The sequence below is a fragment of the Faecalicatena contorta genome, assembly GCF_021531995.1.
Classification (GTDB): domain Bacteria; phylum Bacillota; class Clostridia; order Lachnospirales; family Lachnospiraceae; genus Dorea_A; species Dorea_A contorta_A.
The window spans coordinates 1-21,991 of sequence record NZ_JAFBIZ010000005.1 but is presented as its reverse complement, the minus strand read 5'-3'; the positions used below and the strand labels follow the sequence as shown (position 1 = coordinate 21,991).

Genomic DNA, 21,991 nt, shown 5'->3' with positions numbered 1-21,991 from the left:
TGAAGATGAAGAAGGTTCATTTAAAAAAGCCCGACATTAAGGCGGGAATTCATAAATTAAAACATCTGAAAAAAGAAGATATAATAGAATACTGGAAGGGCAGAAGGGAACGAAGAGAAAGGATCCTGGAAGAGCGCCGCAACAGCGCATTTGCACAGAAGATGAAACCGGTATATGCATTTATGAATCGTTTCTCGCTGGTATTTCACGCACTGCTGGCATGCATCATTAATTATGCAATAGAAGCAATTTCCAGGCATTCCTTAGTGGAAGCCTGGAAATATATGACTGGATCGCCATATGTGTTCCTGTACAATGCTTTTATGATATTTGTGACATTTTCGATTGTCTATCTGCTCAAGCGAAGAGTGTTCGCAAGAATCATTATCAGTGCGGTCTGGCTGATTCTCGGAGTTGCCAATGGGTATATTCTACTGAAGCGTGTCACACCATTCAATGCACAGGATCTCAAGATTGCGCAGGATGGTATCGCTCTGATCAATAATTATTGTAATGGTTTTGAGCTGGTCATTCTGGTGATCGGAGTCGTGGCGCTGATCGTCTGGTGTATATCCATGTGGAGGCGGGGCGGACAGTACAGTGGGAAAGTCCACCACGTTCGTGCTCTGATCGGAATTGCAATCTGTTGTGCACTGTATGGTTTTGTGGCAGAGCAGGCGGTAGATAAGAGAGTGGTCTCTACGTATTTTGGAAATATTGCGTTTGCGTATGAAGATTACGGACTTCCTTACTGTTTTATGGCAAGTCTTTTTAATACCGGGATCAATGAACCGAATGATTATAATGAAGAAACGATTGCCGAGATCAGCAAGAATGGAGAGATTACCAGGAATGAGACCGGGCTTGCGGAAGAGGAGCGGCCGAATATCATTGTTGTACAGCTGGAATCTTATTTTGATGTGGCCGAAGCAGAGTTTTTTACAACATCGGAGGATCCATGTCCGAATCTTCATGCCATGTACGATGAGTATTCAACAGGATATTTTAAAGTACCTTCTGTAGGAGCCGGTACTGCAAATACAGAGTTTGAGGTATTGACGGGAATGAATCTTCGTTACTTCGGTCCAGGAGAATATCCGTACAAGACGATGCTGAAAACCACGCCATGCGAAAGTGCGGCAACTGCGCTTGGCACACTGGGATATGGTACACATGCACTTCACAACAATACCGGTAACTTTTACAGTCGCGCCAACGTGTTTAATAATATTGGATTTGACACATACACCAGTAAGGAATTCATGAATGTACTTCAGACTACGGAAAACGGCTGGGCGAAGGATGACATTCTGATTCAGCATATTCTGGAATCCATGGATACGACGCAGCAGCAGGATTTTGTGTTTGCGGTCAGTGTTCAGGGGCATGGAGACTATCCGGAGGAACAGGTCATTGAAAATCCGACAATTACGGTAGAAGGAATCGACGATCCTGCTAAAAAGAATAAATGGGAGTATTATGTCAATCAGGTATATGAGATGGATCAGTTTGCCGGAAATCTGGTAAAGGCGATTGAAGAACGCGGTGAACCAACGGTTGTTGTGTTCTATGGAGATCATCTTCCGACGATGGGACTTAAGGCGGAGGATCTAAAGAGCAGGTACCTGTATAATACAAACTATGTGATCTGGGATAATATCGGTCTGGAAAAGGAAGATAAGAACCTGCCGTCTTATCAGTTGATGGCAGAGGTGTTTGAACGACTGGACATTCATTCCGGAACGATATTCAATTATCATCAGGAAAGAACAAAGAGCAAGAATTATCTGGCGGATCTGGAACTGCTTCAGTATGACATCCTGTATGGCAATCAGTATGTGTATGATGGAGATCAGCCGATTACGGAAGGACATATGGTAATGGGAGTGCGGGATGTCACGCTTAGCAGCATTGTACCGCATTTGAATAAAGGATATAGTCTGTACGGAGAGAATTTTACCAAATACAGTAAAATATATATCAATGGAGAAAAGCAAAAGAGCAGTTTCCTGAATAATACCAGAATCGATCTGTCAGAGGTTGAACTGTCAGACGGAGATGTGATTCAGGTCGGACAGGTTGGATCCAGTGAAACGATCTTCCGTATGTCAGAAAAGTATATCTATCAGGATGGTGAACTGGTAGAACAGGAAGGTACAGCAACCGATAAGTCGAAATCGTGGGTGGATCAAAGCTATGATGTTGAGTAAAAAAGAGACTGTGTCCTACACATATGAGGAAGCAGTAGAATATATTGAAGAGATTCCCAGGTTTACAAAAAAACATACGCTCGAACATACCAGGGCATTTTTAAGAAGACTTGGGAATCCGGCAGTGGACAGAAAGATCATTCATGTTGCCGGAACCAATGGAAAAGGTTCCGTATGTGCATATCTTCAGGCACTGTTGATGGCAGAGGGGAAGAGAACAGGGTTCTTTACATCCCCTCATCTTGTATCTGTAAATGAACGAATAAGAATGGACAATGTCCAGATAGAAAATGATACCTTTCTGAAGGTATTTCAAATGGTTCTGTCCGTTGTCAGAGAGATGGAGGAAGATGGAATAGAGCACCCTTCATATTTTGAATTTCTCTTTGGTATGGGAATGATGGCTTTTGCGCAGACGGATGTGGAATATATCATTCTGGAAACAGGCCTTGGAGGAAGACTGGATGCGACCAATTCTGTGGAGCATCCGGCACTTACGCTGATCACATCGATCAGCCTGGATCATACGGATATTCTTGGGGATACCATTGAGAAAATTGCGGCAGAGAAAGCAGGAATCATCAAAGAAGAAATTCCGGTTATCTTTGACGGAAGTAATGAAAAGGCATCACAAGTCATACTGGAAACGGCGTTCGAGAAGCAGGCACCCTGTAGAGAAATCTCGAAAAATGCGTTCGAAATTCGAGAAGTTAACCGCAAATATATTGCATTTTCCAGAGTGAATGCGTATGATAAAGATGTTATCTATCAAGTCCCAATCTGTGGCTGTTATCAGGTGACGAATGCAATGATCGCACTGGAAGCGGCAGAATATCTGCTGGAGGGAGAAAAAATCCATATCAATCGGTGGGTTGATGCACTGGCATCGATACACTGGGCAGGCAGAATGGAACAGGTTGCGGAACATATTACGATTGATGGTGCGCATAATCCGGGAGCGATTGAAGCGTTTGTAGAAAGCGTTAAGGCTTTGAAGGCGGATGAAGGAGAGGGACCGGTCATTCTGTTTTCGGCTGTTGCAGATAAAAAGTATGAGCAGATGATTGCCTATCTGTGTCAGAACATGAATGCAAAAGCTTATATTGTGACGCAGATCGAAGATACCCGAGGAGTTCCGGTACAGGAACTGAAGGCGATATTTGAAAAATATACGTCCAGAAAAGTGCTGTGTGAGGAAAGCCTCGAAGAGGCTCTTTTGGCGGCAGAAAGGGAGCGTGGGCAAGACGGAGAGATCTATTGCCTGGGATCACTATACCTTGTGGGGATGATTAAAAAACTACTGGGAGGTGCTTTGCATGCTTGATTTTGAAGAAGAATTAAAGAAGTTTCAGCCGAGTCTGGAAGTTGAAGATATAGAAGATGCGGTGTATCAGGAAGATCTGACAGATATGACAGATATTCTGCGGGAAGTGATTCAGCAGACAAAGTAGGAACAGAGTCGTAGGAGACATTATTAACAGAGGGTAGTATATGGATTATACAACAAAACTTGTATATCAGTCGAATTACTGGTATAACGACGGATTAAAAAAAGCGAATATCCGGGATATGTCCGGTGCGATTGCTTCTCTGAAAAAAAGCTTACAGTATAACAGAGCCAATATTGCGGCAAGAAACCTTCTGGGACTTGTCTATTATGGACGCGGAGATGTTGGAGAGGCGCTGGTTGAATGGATCTTAAGCAAGAATTTTCAGTCACATGAGAATATTGCCAATTATTATATTCAAAAGATCAAAGAGAAGAAAGATGAGCTTGATACGATTAATCAGGCGATCAAACGGTACAATCAGGCATTGACATACTGCTATCAGAGGGGAGAAGATCTGGCGATCCTTCAGTTAAAAAAAGCGGTAGAAGCGCATCCGACTTATGTCAAGGCGTATCAGCTTCTGACACTGCTCTATATACAGACGGAGCAGTATTCAAAAGCCAGGCAGGCAGTACGAATTGCACATAAGCTGGACAAGACAGATGAGATTACGCTTCAGTACATGCATGAACTGAATCAGGTAAGAAAGTCCAGAAATGTTAAGATTAAGGAAGAAGAAGGAAAGAAAAAGAATCCGCAGACTGTTACTTATAATATAGGTAATGAAACTATCATCCAGCCGGTGACATCCGGACTAAAGGAGAATGCGGGACTTCATTCTCTGATCAACATTGCTGTCGGAGTCCTGATGGGGGTTGCTGTGATGTGCTTCCTGGTCATGCCGGCGATCAATGCGTCCAGACAGGATAAGATCAATGAGCAGACGGTGAAGTTCAGTGACCAGATTGCGACACAGAAGGCGCAGATCAGTGCTTTGAAAAAAGAACTGGAGGAATACAGGTCAACCAGTGAGGAGACAGAAAGTGCACAGGCTACGGCTGCCTCAACGCAGGACAGTTATGAGATTGTCATAAACATCAGTGCACATTTTCAGGCCGGTGATATGAGTGATGAGGCAATGCTGGAAGAACTGTTGAAGGTAAATCCGGATTCTCTGGGAACCGTGGGAAGAGAAAAGTTTGAAAACATTACGGAAACATTGTATCCAAGAATGTGTACAAACCTGTATGCAACTTCCCAGAGTAATTTTGAAGTTGCCAATTATGAGACTGCTATTACAAACCTTGAGACCATTATGAAGATGGATGAAGGGTATAATGATGGTGCGGCAATGCTTTTGCTAGCGCAATCATATGAAAAGAGTGGCGATCAGGATCAGGCAAATATCAGATACCAGAAGATCATTGAGGAGTATCCGGATACCAAGGCAGCAGAGACCGCGCAGGAAGCACTGGATGCACAGAACAGTAAAGGCAAAAAAGATACAGAAGAATAAGAGATCAAACGTACGAAAGAAAAGGATATGCAGATGCATATCCTTTTTTCATTGCCATGCATCCTGGAAAGCTGCCGATGGCAGATCCTGTCGATGCAAGATTTTGAATGGAGGGGAAAGCATGAAATATCAGGTACAGGAAAATTGTCTGACCATATTTCTTCCGGGAGAGCTGGATCATCACAATGCGGAAGAAATCAGGAGGGAATCGGATCATCTGATCGAACACAATCATATTCGCTATGTCATCTTTGACTTTAAAGATACCGTATTCTGTGACAGCTCCGGAATCGGAGTGATCATGGGCCGTTATAAGCGTGTGTATATGTTGGGAGGAGAGGTGTGTGCAGTACACACCAGTGAAAGGATCCGGAAGATACTGAAGATGTCGGGAGTAACAAAAATAATGCATATATATGAGGAGGACAGGTAATATGGAAAATACGAATGAAATGCAGTTAATATTTGACAGCCGCTCATCCAATGAGTCATTTGCCAGGGTGGCTGTGGCAGCTTTTATGACAGCGCTGAATCCGACCGTGGAAGAAGTGTCTGATGTGAAGACTGCTGTATCAGAGGCGGTAACCAATGCGGTGATTCATGGATATGAAAATGAAGTAAAGAATATATACATACGCTGCCGGACAGAAGGAAAAACATTATATCTGGAGGTAGAAGATAAAGGAAAAGGGATCCAGGATGTCAAACAGGCAATGGAGCCGCTTTTTACAACAAAACCGGAACTTGACCGTTCCGGAATGGGATTTTCTTTCATGGAAGCATTTATGGATCATCTGGAAGTTATATCCGTACCCGGACAGGGAACTGTTGTAAAGATGCAGAAAACGATTGGAGAAGGACGAAAATTATGGACCACACACTCGCTTTGATACAGAGATCTCACAATGGGGATGAAGAAGCGAGAGCACAGCTGGTGGAAGAAAATACCGGACTGGTATGGTGTATTGTAAAAAGGTACTATAATCGGGGGGCGGAAGCGGATGACCTGTTTCAGATCGGCAGTATCGGACTGTTGAAAGCGATTGATAAATTCGATCTATCCTATGATGTGAAGTTTTCTACCTATGCGGTTCCAATGATTTCAGGTGAGATCAAAAGATTTCTGAGAGATGACGGAATGATCAAGGTAAGCAGATCATTAAAGGAACTCGCATACCGGGCATACGGCTGTGAGGCTGTGATGCAGGAAAAACTGGGAAGGGATCCGACGGTTACAGAGCTTGCAGAAGAGCTGGGCGTGGAAACGGAGGAACTTACCATGGCACTGGAGGCAAGTGGAGACATTGAGTCTCTGCATAAGCCGATCTATCAAAAGGAGGGGCAGGAAATTCGTCTGATGGACAAGCTTCCGCAGAAAAAAGAGGAAGAAGACAAGATACTGGACCATATGCTTTTGAAGCAGTTGCTTTCATATCTGGACAAAGAAGAAAGACAGCTGATCTATCTTCGGTATTTTGCGGATCAGACGCAGTCGCAAGTAGGAAAGCAGATGGGAATCTCACAGGTGCAGGTATCAAGAATGGAAAAGAAAATATTAAAAAATCTGCGGAAAATGGTATGAAGAGTATTTTAATGTAATATATAGACACATCAAATAAATGATGTAATATATAGAAAAACGTCTTTTGCAATCTTGTCTGGTGTTGGTTTTGTTGTCGTTTTTTGGATTTGCTGTTATCTATTTTGCACCTGGTGATATTTCGAGTCTGTATATTCAGCCGACCATGTCGGAGGAACAAATCGAGGCAGTAAGGGAAAAATGGGCCAGAGGTACTGCGGATAAAAAGATATTGAGAAAACATGTGTTGAAAAATACGTTGCTTCCGGTAATTACATTGGTGGGTATGAATTTGTCATCAGTAGTAGGAGGATCCTTTATTATTGAGACGGTATTTGGCTGGCCGGGAGTTGGTACATATGCTATGACAGCGATAAAGAACAGAGATTATCCGGCGATTATGGCTTATACGATGTTGATTGGTGCTGTATTGGTAGCCGGCAATTTGATTGCTGACTTGTTATATGCAGTTGTGGATCCACGGATCAGGCAGGGGATTTCAGCAGAACACTGGCTTGGAACAGATGAATACGGAAGAGATTATTTTACAAGAGCATTATATGGAGGACAGGTTTCGATAGTAGTTGGGTTGATGACAATGGTTGTAGCAATCGGTATTGGAACGTTGATTGGTACTTGCGTTGTTCTCCTGGCCAAGCGTGACACGTGTCACAAGAGCAGAGACAATGACATTAAAGCAGAGGGGCTTTGTCTGTGCGTCAAAGAATCTGGGAGCAAGTGACAGATACGTCATTTTTCATCACATTATTCCGAATATGGTTGGGCAGATTAGTGTGGCAGCAACTTTAGGAATTGCGCATGCAATTTTAACGGAGTCATTTTTAAGTTACATCGGTCTTGGCGTTCAGTTGCCGAGAGCATCATTTCATCCATATACACAGGCATTGCTATCAGCGGTTCCGATTCCTGATCCGGTCATATCAAAAGAGAAACAGAGAATCATTATGGGTGGAGATGTTCCAAGTCCCATTGATCCGCCTCAGGGATGCAGATTCTGCACAAGGTGTGAATATGCGGATGAGAAATGTAGAACACAAATGATGCAGTTGGTAGAAGTGTCAGACGGACATTTCGTGTCATGTGTAAAAGCTACCATGTAGATATATGTAGAGAAATAGAAAAATCAGGTCTGTAAACGGTATATATTATGAAAAGCAAGTGAATGATATCTGATAATCAGGATATCATTTGCCTGCTTTTTTATATTCAGTAAGGTGATGAGAAAATCTTCTGTTTTATTATATGTATAGTTTTTGGCGGAAGTATTCATACTAAGCAAAGAAAATAAAGATAACAAATACAATAAGATATTAGGATAAAGAAGGTGAGTGTATGGATGACGCGAGGAGAAAGCTTAGAATCTGTCTGTTATGTATCGTGACGGCAGCGGTGATCATAGGGGGGATTTATTACTTTGGAAGTCGGAAGGAGACGGATGATGTCCGGGAGGGAACACTCGTAAGGCAGGAGAGATTATGGCAGGAAGCAAAGATATCGTATATATAAAAGCAGACAGGAATATTGAAGTGACAAAATCAGACGTGACGTTGGGGGATGTGTTGCAGATGGAGTGCAGCAATCCGGCAGTTGTGCCCCGGTTAAGTACGGTGAAGTTGTTAAGGTTTCATCACACAGATCAGAAGATGCAGAACAGAGTTGCGGTATCGGTGTTGAAAGTAATTGAGAAGATACACAAAGAATATCCCGGAATCACGGTTGAAAATATGGGTGAGACGGATTTTATCGTCACCTATGAGGAGCAGCAGACAACGGGAGGGATGGTTCATTATCTGAAAACGGCGGCAGTAGTGCTGATCAGTTTCTTCGGAGCTGCGTTTTCGACGATGGCATTTAACAATGATGTGGATACTACAAAGATGTTTGCGCAGATATATGAGCAGCTGACCGGGCAGGTGTCGGATGGATTTACACTGCTGGAACTGACGTACTGTATAGGACTTACGATTGGAATTCTGGTATTCTTTGATCATTTTGGCAGGAGAAAGTGGACGGTAGATCCGACTCCGATGGAGGTTGAGATGCGGCTTTATGAAAATGATATTCAGACAACACTGATTGAAACCTATGCAAGAAAGGAGAAAGAGATCGATGTGGGCAGCAAAGATACTTTTAATCATTTTCGGACTTAGCGCCGGTGTAGCTGCCGCAGGAGGATTGTTTTCTTTTATTATAGGGTTGGGAGTGGTATCGGACTTTGCAGACAGAACGCATACAGGAGAGCATCTGATGTTATATGAGGACAGTATTGCGCTGGGAGGGATTCTGGGAACTATTTTTTCCATATATCAGATCAGCATACCGGGAGGTGTCTGGCTGGTACCGATGTTCGGAATCTTTGGGGGCCTGTTTGTCGGATGCTGGGCCATGGCGTTGGCAGAAGTCCTGAATTTGTTCCCGATCTTTATTCGACGAGTTCGTCTTTTGCGATGTATCCCATATATTATTCTGGGAATTGCATTGGGAAAGGGACTGGGGGCACTGGTGTTCTTTTTAAAACGATGGTAAGCATGATGGATGTGGCGAGTAAATAACATGGTGAGTAAACAACATGACGGGAGGTAGCATATATGGATAACAAACAACAGCAACAGGCTTATGAGAACTATGTAAAACAGAAAACACCGGTACACAGTCTCCCTGTGAATATGTCAAGGGCATTTGTGACAGGAGGAATCATCTGTACAATCGGACAGGTAATCCTGAATTACTGTGAATACATTGGGTTGGACAAGGATATCAGCGGAGGCTGGTGTTCCATGCTTCTGGTGTTAACGAGCGTGATTCTGACCGGATGCAACATATATCCCGGAATTGCGAAGTGGGGAGGAGCAGGTGCATTGGTTCCGATCACAGGATTTGCCAATTCAGTGGCTGCTCCGGCAATTGAGTATAAAAAGGAAGGTCAGGTCATGGGAATCGGATGCAAGATCTTTACGATTGCAGGACCGGTAATTCTGTATGGAATCTTTACCAGCTGGATTTTGGGGCTTGGGTACTGGGTTCTGAAATGTGTGGGAATTGTATGAGAATTATATGAGATTATATGAGAAGTGTGCAAAGAGACAGATCAGGTAAAGTAAAGGGGAGATATGATGATAACAGGTTTACAGAGTATCGCATTTGAACAGTCACCTTTTGTAGTCGGCAGTGCTTCTGTTGCCGGAAAAAAAGAGGGTGAAGGACCGCTGGGGAGGCTATTTGACATGGTGGAGCCAGAAGATCTTTTTGGTGAAAACACATGGGAGGAAGCTGAGAGTGCAATGCAGAAAGAAGCGTGTCTGCTGGCATTGGGAAAAACACATCTTCGACCGGAGGATATTCGGTTCCTGTTCGGAGGAGATCTGCTCAGGCAGGGAGTTGCCACATCTATGGGTGTGGAGGAACTGCATATTCCAATGTTCGGGTTATATGGAGCATGCTCTACCTCCGGGGAGGCTCTTGCCCTGGCGGCAATGAGTGTTGCGGCGGGCTATGGAGAATATATGCTGGCAGTTACTTCCAGTCATTTCGGAAGCGCAGAAAAGGAATTCCGCTTCCCGTTGGGATATGCCAATCAGAGACCGTTATCTGCACACTGGACTGTGACCGGAAGTGGTGCATTTATCGTGGGGCTGAAAAGGAGCCATGTACGGATTACGGGAGTGACGGTGGGAAAAATTGTGGATTATGGATTGAAGGATTCGCAGAATATGGGAGCATGTATGGCACCGGCGGCCTGTGATACGATCATACAGAATCTGAAAGATTTTGCAAGAGTCCCGGAAGATTATAATCGAATTGTTACGGGAGATCTGGGATATGTCGGGCAGAGTATATTGTTTGATCTGATGAGGGGAAAGGGGTATGATATCAAGAAAAATCATATGGACTGTGGAATGCTGATATTTGATCAGAATCTGCAGGATACGCATGCCGGAGGAAGTGGATGCGGCTGCGCGGCAGTTACATTGTCGTCCTACATCCTGCCAAAGATTGAACGGGGAGAATGGAAGAGAGTATTGTTCGTTCCGACAGGAGCCCTGATGTCTACGGTGAGCTACAATGAAGGGGCCAGTGTGCCGGGAATCGCGCATGGCATTGTATTGGAGCATTGTTAGCGAAGAGAACGGATATAGAATGTTTTTTTCATGATGTCAATAGATGAGAAAAGGAGGAAGCCTATGGATTATATCAATGCATTCTGGATAGGAGGTCTGATCTGTGCACTTTGCCAGATCCTTTTAGACCGGACAAAGCTGATGCCGGGAAGAGTTATGGTTCTGCTGGTCTGCAGTGGAGCTGTTCTTGGGGCATTGCAGATCTATCAGCCATTTCAGGAATATGCGGGAGCGGGAGCCAGCGTTCCGCTGCTGGGATTTGGCAACCTGTTGTGGAAAGGAGTCAAAGAAGCAGTGGATACACAGGGATTTATCGGTATCTTTATGGGTGGATTTAAGGCAAGTGCCGTTGGAATCTCGGCAGCATTGATATTTGGATATCTTGCCTCACTCGTATTTGAGCCGAAAATGAAAAAGTAAAAGGACTGCTACAACATCAGATGTATATCCCAGGATGAATCACTGGATGTTGTAACAGTCCCGTTGAATTTATATGTAATTTGTAATTACTGGAGCTTTTCTCCCGTCAGCATCTCGTAACTCTGAAGATATTTTTCAATTGTCTTCTGAACGATCTCATCCGGAAGTGTCCAGTCGTTGTCCGGATTCGCCTTCAGCCAGTCACGTGCGAACTGCTTGTCAAAAGATGGCTGTCCGTGTCCCGGTTCATATCCGTCTGCAGGCCAGAAACGGGAACTGTCCGGTGTCAGCATCTCATCACCGAGTACGATGTTGCCATCTTCGTCCAGACCAAATTCAAACTTGGTATCTGCAATGATGATGCCGCGGCTCAGTGCATAATCAGCACATTTCTTATAGAGCGCGATGGTGTAGTCGCGGAGTTTGGTAGCATATTCTTCGCCTTTTCCCGGGAAATACTTTTCCAGGTGAGCAATGCTCTGTTCATAAGAGATATTTTCATCGTGATCACCAATCTCAGCTTTGGTAGAAGGTGTGTAGATTGGTTCAGGAAGCTTGTCAGACTCTTTCAGACCTTCCGGAAGTGTGATACCGCATACGGTTCCGTTTTCTTTGTAGCTTGCCCAGCCGCTTCCGGTGATATAACCACGAACGATACATTCGATTGGCAGCATATTCAGTTTCTTGCACATCATGCTGTTGCCGTCGAACTGTGGCTGCTGGAAGAATTCCGGCATATCCTTTACATCAGCAGAGATCATGTGGTTTGGAAGGATATCTTTGGTCAGATCAAACCAGAACTTGGACATCTGAGTCAGAACCGTTCCTTTTTTTGTTACAACATTTTTCAGGATTACATCAAAACAGCTGATACGGTCAGTCGCAACCATAATCAGGCTGTCGCCGTTATCATAGATTTCACGGACTTTGCCTTCTTTTATTGGTTTCATCTCATATACCTCGCTATATTATAGTTTAAAATAGTCTATACGTAATAGCTAAACAGATTTTGCGGGAAAAAACAATACCATTTTGCAATTTTATGGGATTTTTTTGTATAAAATCAAAAACTTGTTAAGAAATTGTAAAAAGCAGTTGTTTTCTGTATAGGTAAATGGTATGTTAAAAATGTTGGATTAATATGTAGATTATTTAGGAGAGAGGAAATCATGAAATATGTAAATATAATTATTCCTTTTGTCGGAGGACTTGGAATGTTTATTTATGGCATGCAGATTATGGCGCAGGGCCTGGAGAATGCTGCCGGAAATCGAATGAAAACTTTGTTGGAAGTTCTGACAAAGAATAAGCTGATGGGAGTGCTTCTTGGAGCTGCGATTACAGCGGTTATTCAGAGTTCATCTGCGACTACTGTCATGGTTGTAGGTTTTGTAAATGCAGGAATCATGAATCTGACACAGGCGATGGGAGTTATCATGGGAGCCAACGTAGGTACGACCGTGACAGGATGGCTGGTATCTTCCGTGGAGTGGGCCAAGTTCTTAAGTCCGTCTACGCTTGCACCGATTGCAGTCATGCTTGGTGTGATCATCATGCTGACCGGGAAAAGGAGGTCTGCAAAGGATATCTCCAGCATTGTCGTGGGCTTCGGTCTTCTGTTTATCGGTATTACGACCATGTCTTCCTCGGTGGCGCCACTGAAAGAGGTACCGGCTTTCTGTAATCTGTTTGTAACATTGGGACATAGTCCACTTCTGGGAATCCTGACCGGTGCAGTTGTAACGGGTATTATTCAGAGCTCATCCGCTTCGGTTGGTATCCTGCAGAGTCTTGCGGCAGCGGGCCTGATTCCGTTCCGTGCAGCAATCTATATTATCATGGGACAGAACATCGGTACCTGTGTGACTGCTATCATGTCAAGTCTTGGAGCTAAGAAGAATGCAAAGACGGCAGCACTGATGCATCTGCTGTTCAACGTAATCGGCACGGTGATATTCAGCGTAATTGCGATTGTGTACTTTGAACTGATCAATACGGCAGCTGGTTTGGGTAATATCACGCAGACACAGATCAGTACCGTTCATACCATATTTAATATCGGAACCACCGTCCTTCTGTTCCCTGTATCGAACTGGATCGTGAAGCTGGCGAAGAAGATCGGACGTGTGGATGAGGCCGAACAGGATAGAGGAGTCGTACTTCTTGATGACCGTATCCTTCAGACACCAGGTATCGCACTTCAGTCTACGATCAAAGAACTGATTCGTATGGGAGAAATCGTAAAAGAATCTCTGGAAGTCGCAAGAACCGTATTATTTACATTAAAAGAAGAGGATATTCAGTTCCTGAAAGATGAAGAAAGTACCGTAGATAATCTGAGCGCCGGAATCACCGAGTATGCAATTAAGCTTAGCTCATTGCAGATCAGTGAAAAAGAACATCAGGAAGTATCACACATTCTGCAGCTTGTATCTGATATCGAGCGTATCAGCGACTACTGTGAAAACATATCCGAATTTGCAGAGACTTTGTACGAGAAAAAAGTCGGTTTCTCAGAAATTGGAAAGGAACAGCTGCAGGGGATGCTGGATATCTGTATCGACAGTTATGTATATGCATTAGAATCTTATGAAAAGCAGAGCAAAGAGATCGCACTGAAAGTAATCGAAAAAGAAACCCAGGCTGACGATCTGGAGATTACACTCAGAAGCAAACATATCAAACGACTGGCAAACAACCAGTGCAACACAGAAGCAGGAATCGTATTCCTCGACACACTGGTATGTCTGGAACGTATCTCCGACCACGCGAGAAACATCGCCGAAGAAGTGCTGGAGAAGCAACAATAATAATTTGGGACGGGGAATTTTTAAAAATTCCCCGTCCCAAATTATTAAAACCCCTGTCCCTTTTTGCCGATTTTTATGGCTAAAAAGGGATTTATCCACGAAGGAAGTGGAATTCCCCTAAATTATATGTGGGAAACTATGGGATAAGTTGGAGGATTATATGAGGAAAAAGATTAAGTATCTTATAGGGTTGTTTTTATTAATGTTCTGTCTTTTGGCAGGCTGTGGAAACCAGAATGTGGAGACGGACGATACATCTTCCGGGCAACAGGAAACGAGCCAGGAGGCGCAGCAGGAGCCGGAAGGGCTGGTTGAGGAATCCGGCGAGTATACGTCTAAGGAAGAAGTGGCGGCGTATCTGAATGAATTTGGACATCTGCCGGAGAATTATATTACGAAGAAGGAAGCACAGTCCCTTGGCTGGAACAGTAAAGAGGGCAATCTGGATGAGGTTGCACCGGGCAAAAGTATCGGCGGTGATTATTTTGGTAATTACGAGGGAGCTCTTCCGGAAGCGGATGGACGGACTTACCATGAATGTGATATTGATTATGAAGGGGGGCGCCGGAACGCGAAGAGGATTGTGTATTCAGATGATGGCCTGATCTATTATACGGAAGATCATTATGAAACTTTTGAATTGTTATATGGTGAGGAATAAGAAGATGAGAGTGATACTGGACGCAGGCAGGATGGAAAACAGAGAGGATACATTTGCATATCTGAAGGAACAGTTTCAGCTGCCGGAATACTTTGGCAATAATCTGGATGCGCTGTATGACTGCCTGACAGAGCTTACGGATACGGTAGTTGTGATTGAACATGAAGATCAGGCGGGGGCGTGGTATAAGAAAGTTGAGAGAGTTCTTGCGGATGCATGTCGGGAAAATCCAGGATTAAAATGTGAAGGTTATGCATAAGGAATAGAGAATAAGAAAAATATACATTAAAACAGAGTCGATGGTTTTCAAAAGAGAGGTCATCGGCTCTATTTTAATTGGAATTGTGAAGGAAAAACATGTTGACAAAACGGGACCACATTCTTATAATACACACGCTTAAAGCAAAACAACGAACGGTTAACCAGATTGTTAATTAGTGGAAGGAGAAAAAGTGTGATATTAGATATATTTCGGGAGAAGAATACGGAAATTGTATTTTCTGTTCTTCCGTCCTGGGAAATGTTTTTTTCCATGCATGTACTGTCGAATCCGGAGCACCATGCCTCCAGAAAAAAATGGGCGGAATCAAAAGAAAAGTCGTCTCCGGAGCTGATCGGGCGAATCAGGGAGCTGGACGAGATTACGAATACCTGGACCATCATTATTGATTCTGACAGATGGAGCGAGATCCGTCAGATGGAGATCGTAGAGATGTTATCTTATTTCCGGAAAATGACGATCTATCTTATTATCGTGAAATTTTCCGAAGAGAAGAAGCAATCTTGCGAGCATACCTTGGACGTATCCTTAAGAAAGAACGGGAAAAATGTGAAAATGAAGGATTGTGGGAATGGTGTAAAAAGATTCATCCGAGGCTTTGTGTGGAACAGGATACGGTCACATATCTGAAGAACAGAGAATATCGCTATCTGAAAGAAGATATCCATTCAATATTCATAACAGCCAGCACTTTTGTGGCACCACATCTGTGGTTATATCACAATCCAAATGAATTAGAGATTGTGAAAGGAGTGATCGTCGAGCAGTCGGAATACAGGATTCCCAAAGATTTCGTGTGGATATTCAAGACTCTGGGAGACGGCACGAGGCTTCAGATCATCCGACATCTGATGGATGGAATCTGTACGACCAGGGATCTGGCCTGTGAGATGGGAATCAGCGAAGCAGCCGTTTCAAAGCACCTAAAGATCATGAAAGCCGCGGGGCTTGTCCGCAAATCCAAACAGGGATTTTACATGAAATATGAATTCGTAACAGAGATGATTGATTATATTCCATATGCATTTTATGAAACGATGCTGCAATAGAAAGATATGTGGAGAAAGGAGTATGAAGAAGAATGTGGAGGATCATTTTTTCTATCTATCGGAAAAACAGGACAGGTATTATGCGAGCAGTTCCATGGTCCTTTATGGTATCCAGAATCGTGACCGGGGTAACACAGATCATAGTTCCATATTTTTTATATCATTATCTGGCCAGGGAAAGCCTGGGCAGTGAGTTCGCAGGATATACGGACGGAGCGGACTATATGACCTATATCGTATTGGGATCTGCACTAAATGTTCTGGCTGTTGCAACGCTGATGAATATTGGGCGTGTGCTGATCAGTGAACTGCGGGAAGGAACGCTGGAGCCACTTCTGTTATCTCCGGCTCCCCGGAGTCATTATTTCGTGGGATGTCTGCTGGAACAGACAACACGGGCGCTGTTAGAGTTCGGAGCTGTGTTGGCGGTGGGAGCTGTTCTGGGAGCAAATGTAAAATCTATGCTCTCATTTCGTGCAATATCGGTAATCCTATTGGCGGTATTTGGCTTTTTCTGTAAGGGAATCCTGTTGTCTTCAGTCATGCTGTATACAAGGGATACTTATCTGACACAGAATACTTTATTTGTAACCATGAGTCTGACCTGTGGAATTACCTATCCGATTCAGTATCTTCCGGGGTGGGTGCGGAAATTTGCTCAGATTTTTCCACTGACGCCGGCAGTGACATTGTTCTGAAACGTGGTGATTGGGCGCCAGAATCTGTCAGCGAACGGATCATTGATCCTGCAGGTACTTGTGTTATCCGGTGTTTATCTGATGGTAGGGGCAGTCTGGTATATGCACATGGAACGTAAATTAGTAGAAAGCGTATTTTGGTAAATATATGGGTAAATGAGGAGAAAGCAGGATGTATTTTGAAAATGAAGAACTCAAAAGAGCAGAAAATAATCATAAGATAAAAGCAGTACATTTGTGCAAGGATTATGTTTTAAAAGAAAAAAAGAGTATGTTTGGATCAAAGCGAAAAAGGGTCATTCATGCTGTAAAAGACATTTCACTGGAGATTCCCCAGGGAAATATCATAGGTGTGCTGGGAATCAACGGCGCCGGAAAGACCACAACGATACGCATGCTTGCCTCTGTGATCAAGCCGTCTTCCGGGAGTCTGATGATGAATGGTGTAGATGCCATAAAAAATCATCTGTGGGTGAAAGAGCGGATTAATATGATATCAGGCGGAGAGAGAAATCTGTACTGGAGACTGACGGCAAAAGAAAATCTCAGGTACTTTGGAAGTCTGTATGGATTAAGCGGAGCACTGTTACATGACAGAATAGACCGTTTGCTGAAGATTGTAGGTCTGGAAGAAGCTGCAGATATACCCGTAGAACGGTATTCGAAGGGTATGAAACAGTGACTTCAGATTGCAAGAGGACTGATCAACGACCCGGATTATATATTTCTGGATGAACCGACACTTGGATTAGATATTATGATTGCGAAAGAAATCCGGCAGCTGAACATGAAATTAGCCAGAAAAGACAAGAAAGAAGTACTGCTCACGACACACTACATCAGTGAGGCAGAGGAACTCTGTGATTATATCTATGTCTTGGATTAGGGAGAGATGATTGCCCGGGGAACGAAGGAAGAATTAAAGAAGTATCTGTCTGTAGATAGGGATGGACAGGAACCGGGGCTGGAAGAAGTACTGATGAAAATTATCAATCAGGCGATGAATTATGGAAAGGCGTTGGGGGCGCTCATACAGGAAGTCTGGATGTTCTGTTGCTTTTGCGTATTTATATTGATTGATACCGGTACGCTTAAGCTTCAGAATATCTTCCTGTTACCGCTGGTATTTTTTTTGCTGATCATCTCATCCACAATATGGGGAGGAATGCTGAATGCCATATTCTTGTTCTCAAGAGATGCGTCTATTGTCATGAATCTGCTGGATACTCCGATGACATTATTTTCCGGCAGCAGGATACCAGTCAGCTGTTTTCCATGGTGGGCGAAGCTGATATCCTGTGTATTTCCGCTAACCTATTGTCTTAACATCATCCGGTTTGTATTTCATATCCGGGAAGAGGGGAAGGGCTGGATCGCGGATCTGGCCGGATTAATACTCTGCCTGTGTATCATGATCGCATTTACCGTTTTTCTGGTACGAAAGGCAGAGGAGCATAATCGAGAAACCGGTGAACTGCAATTTTATTAATTGCAACACTCCGTTCAGTCACTGAGAAAATGTATGATTTTGTCCCAATAGTTATCCAGTACATCTGTGTCGGAGCTGAATATTTCATGTCTGGTATCCGGCATACGAATGCATTGAGCAAAGGGAACCGTGTCCGTGCCGATCAGGACCGGTTTGTTTTGCCTGTTCAATTTGGCGATGAATCGCTGTTGTTCTTTTTCAGATACGAAAGCATCCTGCTCTGCCTGAAAGAGCAGAACAGGTGAGTGTATCTGTTTCCATGCCTTTGCCTGAAGAAAATGATTCAGCCGCATGGCCTCATGCAGCCATCCGAAGGAAGCTGCACTCGTATGGAACAAAGGCTCCTGCGCTTTGATGTCATTATAATAGGAGAATCTGGCTTCTGACTGGGAAGCACTGTCTTCAAAAGCTTCTTTTCCCTGATACGGACGCTGTCCGAGCACATAAGCTTCTGACTTTCCGATCCTGCAGCATACAGAAGCGATCAGACCCGCCACAGCCCAGGGAACATTCCCTGTAGAGGGGCGGATCATAGGCGAGGACAGAATGACTCTGTGAAAATCCTGAGGATTGTATGCTGCCGCTGCGGCTGCAACGCCTCCGCCCATAGAATGACCATACAGATTGGCAGAAAGATCCGGATGTGCTTTTTTGGCATATTCGGCTGTATACAACAGATCCTGCACATATCGTTCGTAGCGGTCGATATGTACCAGAGAAGGATCTTTCACCAACCGGTAACTTCTCCCATGTCCGCAATGGTCGATGATGTAGGTATGATATCCTGCATTGACAAAATAATAGGCCATCTCCAGATATTTTTCTGCTGTTTCTGTAAAACCATGTGAGATCAGAATGATTCCGGCAGGGGAATCCGCCAGATATCTGACGCCATATAGTTTCTTTTCAGGTTCCCGTTCCAGACAGAATGTTTCCATCCGCTGTGTTAGATAAGGTATTACGAGATGATCCATCTGTTCCTGATACCGGGTGTCTGACAATATCATTGAATGTTTCATATGATTACTCCTGAATCTTATCTAATATTTTTCGTTCGTTATAGAACAGGAAGATGAATCCGCCGATAAAGCAAAGTGCCGCCGCCAGAAGAGCTGCGATGCGGTATCCCATTCCGGTACCGGAGCCGATTGTGGAGACTGCGGTAAACAGGAGCATTGCAAGGCTCTGTCCAAGCTTGAACGCAAAGGTTCTGGCAGCATAAAACATACCTTCCCGATTGTTTCCGGTATCGATGGCATCACTCTGGGCAACGTCTGCAACCACTGCCTGAGGGAGAATACCAAAAATTGCCATAGGGAGAGCAGCCACGACGGTAAGGATCATGCCCTGAACCACGGGTGGAATTCCGGGAATGCTGCCGAGGAATCCGGAATAAAAGTAAGCCGCACAGAAGATTGCAAAAGCAAAGAGAATCAGGTTCTTCTTTCCGATCTTTGGCGCCAGTTTGTTGATCGGAACATAAAAGATCAAAGACAGTGCGGTCATGCCGATAAAATATATGGTAGTCATACTTTCGGACAGTTTCAGCAGACTGGTGACAAAGAACGGAAGTCCGGTCTGAAACATCGTAATCGCGATCCAGTAGAAGATATCTGATCCGACGAATTTGCGAAATTCTCCATTCTTAAATGTAGACACCAGAGAACGGAATGCAGAATCCTGGGTAGGAATCGTGTTTACATAATCTTTTTCCCGGATCGTCAGAACCGGAACCAGCATGCAGAAGAATGCAATGGCGGCAATGATCGTAAATGTGATCCGGATTGCATTGATTCTTCCAAAAGCGGGGATAAAAAGCCCCCAGATGAACGGCGCCAGATATGCAACGGCGGTTCCCGCGATAAAAGTAAACGAAATCACTGTGGAAATATTCAGCCTTTCCTGCTGTGTATGTCCTAATTCCGGAATTAACGCATTGTAAGGTGTACAGTAGGCTGTAATAGAGAGGTAGTACAGCATGACCATCACAAAGAGGAATGCTGCATTGATCCAGCTCACTTTTGATACCGGAGACCAGAAGACAAGAACGGTCGATAAGGCGAGCGGAAGAGCGGCAAACTTCAGGAACGGCATACGGCGTCCGTTTTTCGAAGTGCATCGATCCGATAAAGATGCGATCATAGGGTCGGTGAAAGCATCGAATACACGACCAAAGGCAGTAATTGCCCCAATGACGGTAACGATTCCGAGAATCACCAGTCCCTGAGGGATCAATAAAGTCTGCCCCTGTGACATGGCAGCTTCATCCGGTTGATAAAAATAGACCAGCCAGTTCGAAATAATGCCGGACAGCATGGACCAGCCAAACTGACCGACTGCAAAACACCAGATTTTTGCTGTTGATAAATTTTTCATTCGTATTAACCCCCAACATGTAAGTTTTCTTTTATTATAACATTGGAAAGAGATGTTGGGGGAAAGAAAGTATCAAAAGGATTTATCGATATTTTGCAGCAGTTCTTTCCGGAAACCAAGAAGTAGTTCTGTTCGCAATTTTCACCAGAGTCAACATCACCGGAACCTCTGTCAGTACACCTACTGTAGTGGCAAGTGCAGCAGGGCTGGTTGTGCCAAACAATGCAACAGCGACTGCGACCGCCAGCTCGAAGAAATTGGAAGCACCAATCATTCCGGCAGGAGCTGCTGTATTATGGGGCAATTTCAGTAACCTGCAGGTTCCATAAGCAATGAAGAAGAAAATTTATGGGTAAATATCTTTTCAAAATAATCAGCCCCTTTGTGTTTGATTACCAGGATACGGGTCAGGATACCTCCGGCCAGCGGAATGACCACAAACAATATAACGCTGAGAATTAATGTATCAAAAGGAACCATTACATTTGATACACCTAACAGGAACTTTACGATCGGTACAAAAGCAATCAGAATAATCAGGTCATTTGTTGCCACCTGAACAACGGTATAAGCCGGATTGCCATGTGTCAGCGTACTCCATACAAAGACCATGGCAGTACAGGGGGCTGCTCCGAGCAAAACGGCTCCCGCCAGATATTCCGTTGCCAGTTCTGGCGTGATCAGTCCTTTAAAAATTACAAAAAAGAACAGAGATGCGATTCCATACATGGTAAATGGCTTTATCAGCCAGTTGACGATCCATGTGACAAACAGGCCTTTGGGATTCTTGCCGACATTCCGTATACTCTGAAAGTCTACCTTCAGCATCATAGGATAGATCATAATCCAGATGAGTACAGCCATCGGGATGGAGATCCGGGCGTATTCCAATCTGCTCAAAAGTGCAGGCAGTGCGGGAGCAAAATGTCCTGACAGGACACCTGCGATCATGCAAAGAAACACCCATACTGTCAGGTATCGCTGGAAAAAATTAATTCCTGTATTTTTTTCTTCTTTTTTCATAAGTTTATACCTCATCATATTGAAATATAGAAATTATTCTATTTAAAAATCATATAAAAACCAATGCAAAACCTTACAGGAAAAATCACATTGGCATCAATGGCAATCACAGGAAATACCAGGATGGCATATACAGTCATCCTTGTCAGAAATAATGTATCCAAGACTCTGGTAAAAAGAATCCAACTGTTCCTGGTTCAGGGAGTAGTAGGTATTCTTCCCTTCTCTACGATCAATTACAATATTTGCTTCGATTAATACTTTCATATCGTGAGATAAGGTAGGCTGAGTGATATGAAATTCTTCAAGGATCCTGCAGGCACATAGTTCTCCACAGGAAAGCATATCAAATTGAAAAAAATCTATATGTTTGTTGAAAAGCAGTGGAGCATTTTATTGCATTTTTATAT

28 protein-coding genes and 1 pseudogene are annotated in these 21,991 nt (G+C 43.8%); 24 read left to right on the top strand and 5 right to left on the bottom strand.

Features of this window, described 5'->3' with window-relative positions:
- The first annotated feature begins 5 nt into the window (after positions 1-5).
- The 15 genes from JQM82_RS01345 to spoVAE all read left to right on the top strand — a co-directional run bounded on the left by JQM82_RS01345 (position 6) and on the right by spoVAE (position 11,195).
- Positions 6-2,210: an LTA synthase family protein gene (locus JQM82_RS01345; protein WP_235248147.1), complete on the top strand. Its 2,205-nt coding sequence runs from the start codon at positions 6-8 to the stop codon at positions 2,208-2,210.
- Positions 2,197-3,534 carry a bifunctional folylpolyglutamate synthase/dihydrofolate synthase gene (locus JQM82_RS01340; protein ID WP_235248103.1) on the top strand — a complete coding sequence of 446 codons (1,338 nt, stop codon included), beginning with the start codon at positions 2,197-2,199 and terminating at the stop codon, positions 3,532-3,534. Before JQM82_RS01345 ends, JQM82_RS01340 begins: the two co-directional genes overlap by 14 nt.
- The gene (locus tag JQM82_RS16175; RefSeq protein WP_268827640.1) at positions 3,527-3,661 is read left to right on the top strand and encodes a hypothetical protein; all 135 of its coding nucleotides are present in this window, start codon (positions 3,527-3,529) and stop codon (positions 3,659-3,661) included. Before JQM82_RS01340 ends, JQM82_RS16175 begins: the two co-directional genes overlap by 8 nt.
- A gap of 40 nt (positions 3,662-3,701) precedes the next feature.
- On the top strand, positions 3,702-5,057 hold the full coding sequence (locus JQM82_RS01335; protein ID WP_235248102.1) for a tetratricopeptide repeat protein: 1,356 nt from the start codon (positions 3,702-3,704) through the stop codon (positions 5,055-5,057).
- A gap of 121 nt (positions 5,058-5,178) precedes the next feature.
- Positions 5,179-5,490 carry an STAS domain-containing protein gene (locus tag JQM82_RS01330; RefSeq protein ID WP_235248101.1) on the top strand — a complete coding sequence of 104 codons (312 nt, stop codon included), beginning with the start codon at positions 5,179-5,181 and terminating at the stop codon, positions 5,488-5,490.
- A 1-nt stretch (position 5,491) separates the two neighbouring features.
- On the top strand, positions 5,492-5,947 hold the full coding sequence (gene spoIIAB, locus JQM82_RS01325) for an anti-sigma F factor (protein WP_235248100.1): 456 nt from the start codon (positions 5,492-5,494) through the stop codon (positions 5,945-5,947).
- On the top strand, positions 5,926-6,639 hold the full coding sequence (sigF, locus tag JQM82_RS01320; RefSeq protein WP_235248098.1) for an RNA polymerase sporulation sigma factor SigF: 714 nt from the start codon (positions 5,926-5,928) through the stop codon (positions 6,637-6,639). Before spoIIAB ends, sigF begins: the two co-directional genes overlap by 22 nt.
- 64 nt (positions 6,640-6,703) lie before the next feature.
- Positions 6,704-7,378 carry an ABC transporter permease gene (locus tag JQM82_RS01315; protein WP_235248096.1) on the top strand — a complete coding sequence of 225 codons (675 nt, stop codon included), beginning with the start codon at positions 6,704-6,706 and terminating at the stop codon, positions 7,376-7,378.
- The gene (locus tag JQM82_RS01310; RefSeq protein ID WP_235248094.1) at positions 7,323-7,757 is read left to right on the top strand and encodes an oligopeptide/dipeptide ABC transporter ATP-binding protein; all 435 of its coding nucleotides are present in this window, start codon (positions 7,323-7,325) and stop codon (positions 7,755-7,757) included. The genes JQM82_RS01315 and JQM82_RS01310 overlap by 56 nt, the downstream gene beginning before the upstream one ends.
- Positions 7,758-7,989: 232 nt before the next feature.
- Positions 7,990-8,163, top strand: a complete 174-nt coding sequence (locus JQM82_RS01305; protein ID WP_235248092.1) for a hypothetical protein — start codon at positions 7,990-7,992, stop codon at positions 8,161-8,163.
- The gene (locus JQM82_RS01300) at positions 8,133-8,807 is read left to right on the top strand and encodes a stage V sporulation protein AA (RefSeq protein ID WP_235248090.1); all 675 of its coding nucleotides are present in this window, start codon (positions 8,133-8,135) and stop codon (positions 8,805-8,807) included. Before JQM82_RS01305 ends, JQM82_RS01300 begins: the two co-directional genes overlap by 31 nt.
- Positions 8,767-9,183, top strand: a complete 417-nt coding sequence (locus JQM82_RS01295; RefSeq protein WP_235248089.1) for a stage V sporulation protein AB — start codon at positions 8,767-8,769, stop codon at positions 9,181-9,183. The genes JQM82_RS01300 and JQM82_RS01295 overlap by 41 nt, the downstream gene beginning before the upstream one ends.
- A gap of 62 nt (positions 9,184-9,245) precedes the next feature.
- Positions 9,246-9,704, top strand: a complete 459-nt coding sequence (locus JQM82_RS01290) for a SpoVA/SpoVAEb family sporulation membrane protein (protein ID WP_235248087.1) — start codon at positions 9,246-9,248, stop codon at positions 9,702-9,704.
- Between the two features lie 66 nt (positions 9,705-9,770).
- Positions 9,771-10,775, top strand: coding sequence for a stage V sporulation protein AD (locus tag JQM82_RS01285; RefSeq protein WP_235248085.1), 1,005 nt, complete (start codon positions 9,771-9,773; stop codon positions 10,773-10,775).
- Positions 10,776-10,838: 63 nt separating this feature from the next.
- Positions 10,839-11,195, top strand: a complete 357-nt coding sequence (spoVAE, locus tag JQM82_RS01280; protein WP_235248083.1) for a stage V sporulation protein AE — start codon at positions 10,839-10,841, stop codon at positions 11,193-11,195.
- A gap of 86 nt (positions 11,196-11,281) precedes the next feature.
- Here spoVAE and JQM82_RS01275 read toward each other — a convergent pair whose 3' ends face one another.
- Positions 11,282-12,145, bottom strand: coding sequence for a phosphoribosylaminoimidazolesuccinocarboxamide synthase (locus JQM82_RS01275; RefSeq protein WP_235248080.1), 864 nt, complete (start codon positions 12,143-12,145; stop codon positions 11,282-11,284).
- Positions 12,146-12,364: 219 nt separating this feature from the next.
- Here JQM82_RS01275 and JQM82_RS01270 point away from each other — a divergent pair, with 219 nt between their 5' ends.
- The 9 genes from JQM82_RS01270 to JQM82_RS01235 all read left to right on the top strand — a co-directional run bounded on the left by JQM82_RS01270 (position 12,365) and on the right by JQM82_RS01235 (position 18,182).
- Entirely contained in the window at positions 12,365-14,005 is a 1,641-nt protein-coding gene (locus JQM82_RS01270) for a Na/Pi cotransporter family protein (RefSeq protein WP_235248079.1), read from the top strand.
- Between the two features lie 160 nt (positions 14,006-14,165).
- Positions 14,166-14,666, top strand: a complete 501-nt coding sequence (locus JQM82_RS01265) for a ribonuclease domain-containing protein (protein WP_235248078.1) — start codon at positions 14,166-14,168, stop codon at positions 14,664-14,666.
- A 4-nt stretch (positions 14,667-14,670) separates the two neighbouring features.
- Positions 14,671-14,925, top strand: coding sequence for a barstar family protein (locus JQM82_RS01260; RefSeq protein ID WP_235248077.1), 255 nt, complete (start codon positions 14,671-14,673; stop codon positions 14,923-14,925).
- Between the two features lie 195 nt (positions 14,926-15,120).
- Positions 15,121-15,576, top strand: a complete 456-nt coding sequence (locus JQM82_RS01255; protein WP_235248076.1) for a DUF5937 family protein — start codon at positions 15,121-15,123, stop codon at positions 15,574-15,576.
- A complete protein-coding gene (locus tag JQM82_RS01250) occupies positions 15,549-15,995 on the top strand; it encodes an ArsR/SmtB family transcription factor (RefSeq protein WP_235248075.1) in 447 nt (148 codons plus the stop codon). The genes JQM82_RS01255 and JQM82_RS01250 overlap by 28 nt, the downstream gene beginning before the upstream one ends.
- Before the next feature lie 32 nt (positions 15,996-16,027).
- Entirely contained in the window at positions 16,028-16,693 is a 666-nt protein-coding gene (locus JQM82_RS01245) for an ABC transporter permease (RefSeq protein ID WP_235248074.1), read from the top strand.
- A 172-nt stretch (positions 16,694-16,865) separates the two neighbouring features.
- Positions 16,866-17,375: an ATP-binding cassette domain-containing protein gene (locus JQM82_RS01240; RefSeq protein WP_235248073.1), complete on the top strand. Its 510-nt coding sequence runs from the start codon at positions 16,866-16,868 to the stop codon at positions 17,373-17,375.
- A gap of 75 nt (positions 17,376-17,450) precedes the next feature.
- A complete protein-coding gene (locus JQM82_RS16170) occupies positions 17,451-17,579 on the top strand; it encodes a hypothetical protein (RefSeq protein ID WP_268827638.1) in 129 nt (42 codons plus the stop codon).
- 6 nt (positions 17,580-17,585) lie between these two features.
- Complete coding sequence (locus tag JQM82_RS01235; RefSeq protein ID WP_235248071.1) at positions 17,586-18,182, top strand: ABC transporter permease; 597 nt, start codon at positions 17,586-17,588, stop codon at positions 18,180-18,182.
- 14 nt (positions 18,183-18,196) lie between these two features.
- Here JQM82_RS01235 and JQM82_RS01230 read toward each other — a convergent pair whose 3' ends face one another.
- From JQM82_RS01230 to JQM82_RS16460, 4 genes and pseudogenes are all read right to left on the bottom strand, one after another.
- Complete coding sequence (locus JQM82_RS01230; protein ID WP_235248069.1) at positions 18,197-19,201, bottom strand: alpha/beta fold hydrolase; 1,005 nt, start codon at positions 19,199-19,201, stop codon at positions 18,197-18,199.
- Positions 19,202-19,205: 4 nt separating this feature from the next.
- Positions 19,206-20,558 carry an MFS transporter gene (locus tag JQM82_RS01225; RefSeq protein ID WP_235248067.1) on the bottom strand — a complete coding sequence of 451 codons (1,353 nt, stop codon included), beginning with the start codon at positions 20,556-20,558 and terminating at the stop codon, positions 19,206-19,208.
- An 82-nt stretch (positions 20,559-20,640) separates the two neighbouring features.
- Positions 20,641-21,581, bottom strand: a pseudogene (locus JQM82_RS01220) (arsenic resistance protein).
- Between the two features lie 96 nt (positions 21,582-21,677).
- A complete protein-coding gene (locus JQM82_RS16460; RefSeq protein WP_334302954.1) occupies positions 21,678-21,926 on the bottom strand; it encodes a metalloregulator ArsR/SmtB family transcription factor in 249 nt (82 codons plus the stop codon).
- Positions 21,927-21,991: the final 65 nt, after the last annotated feature.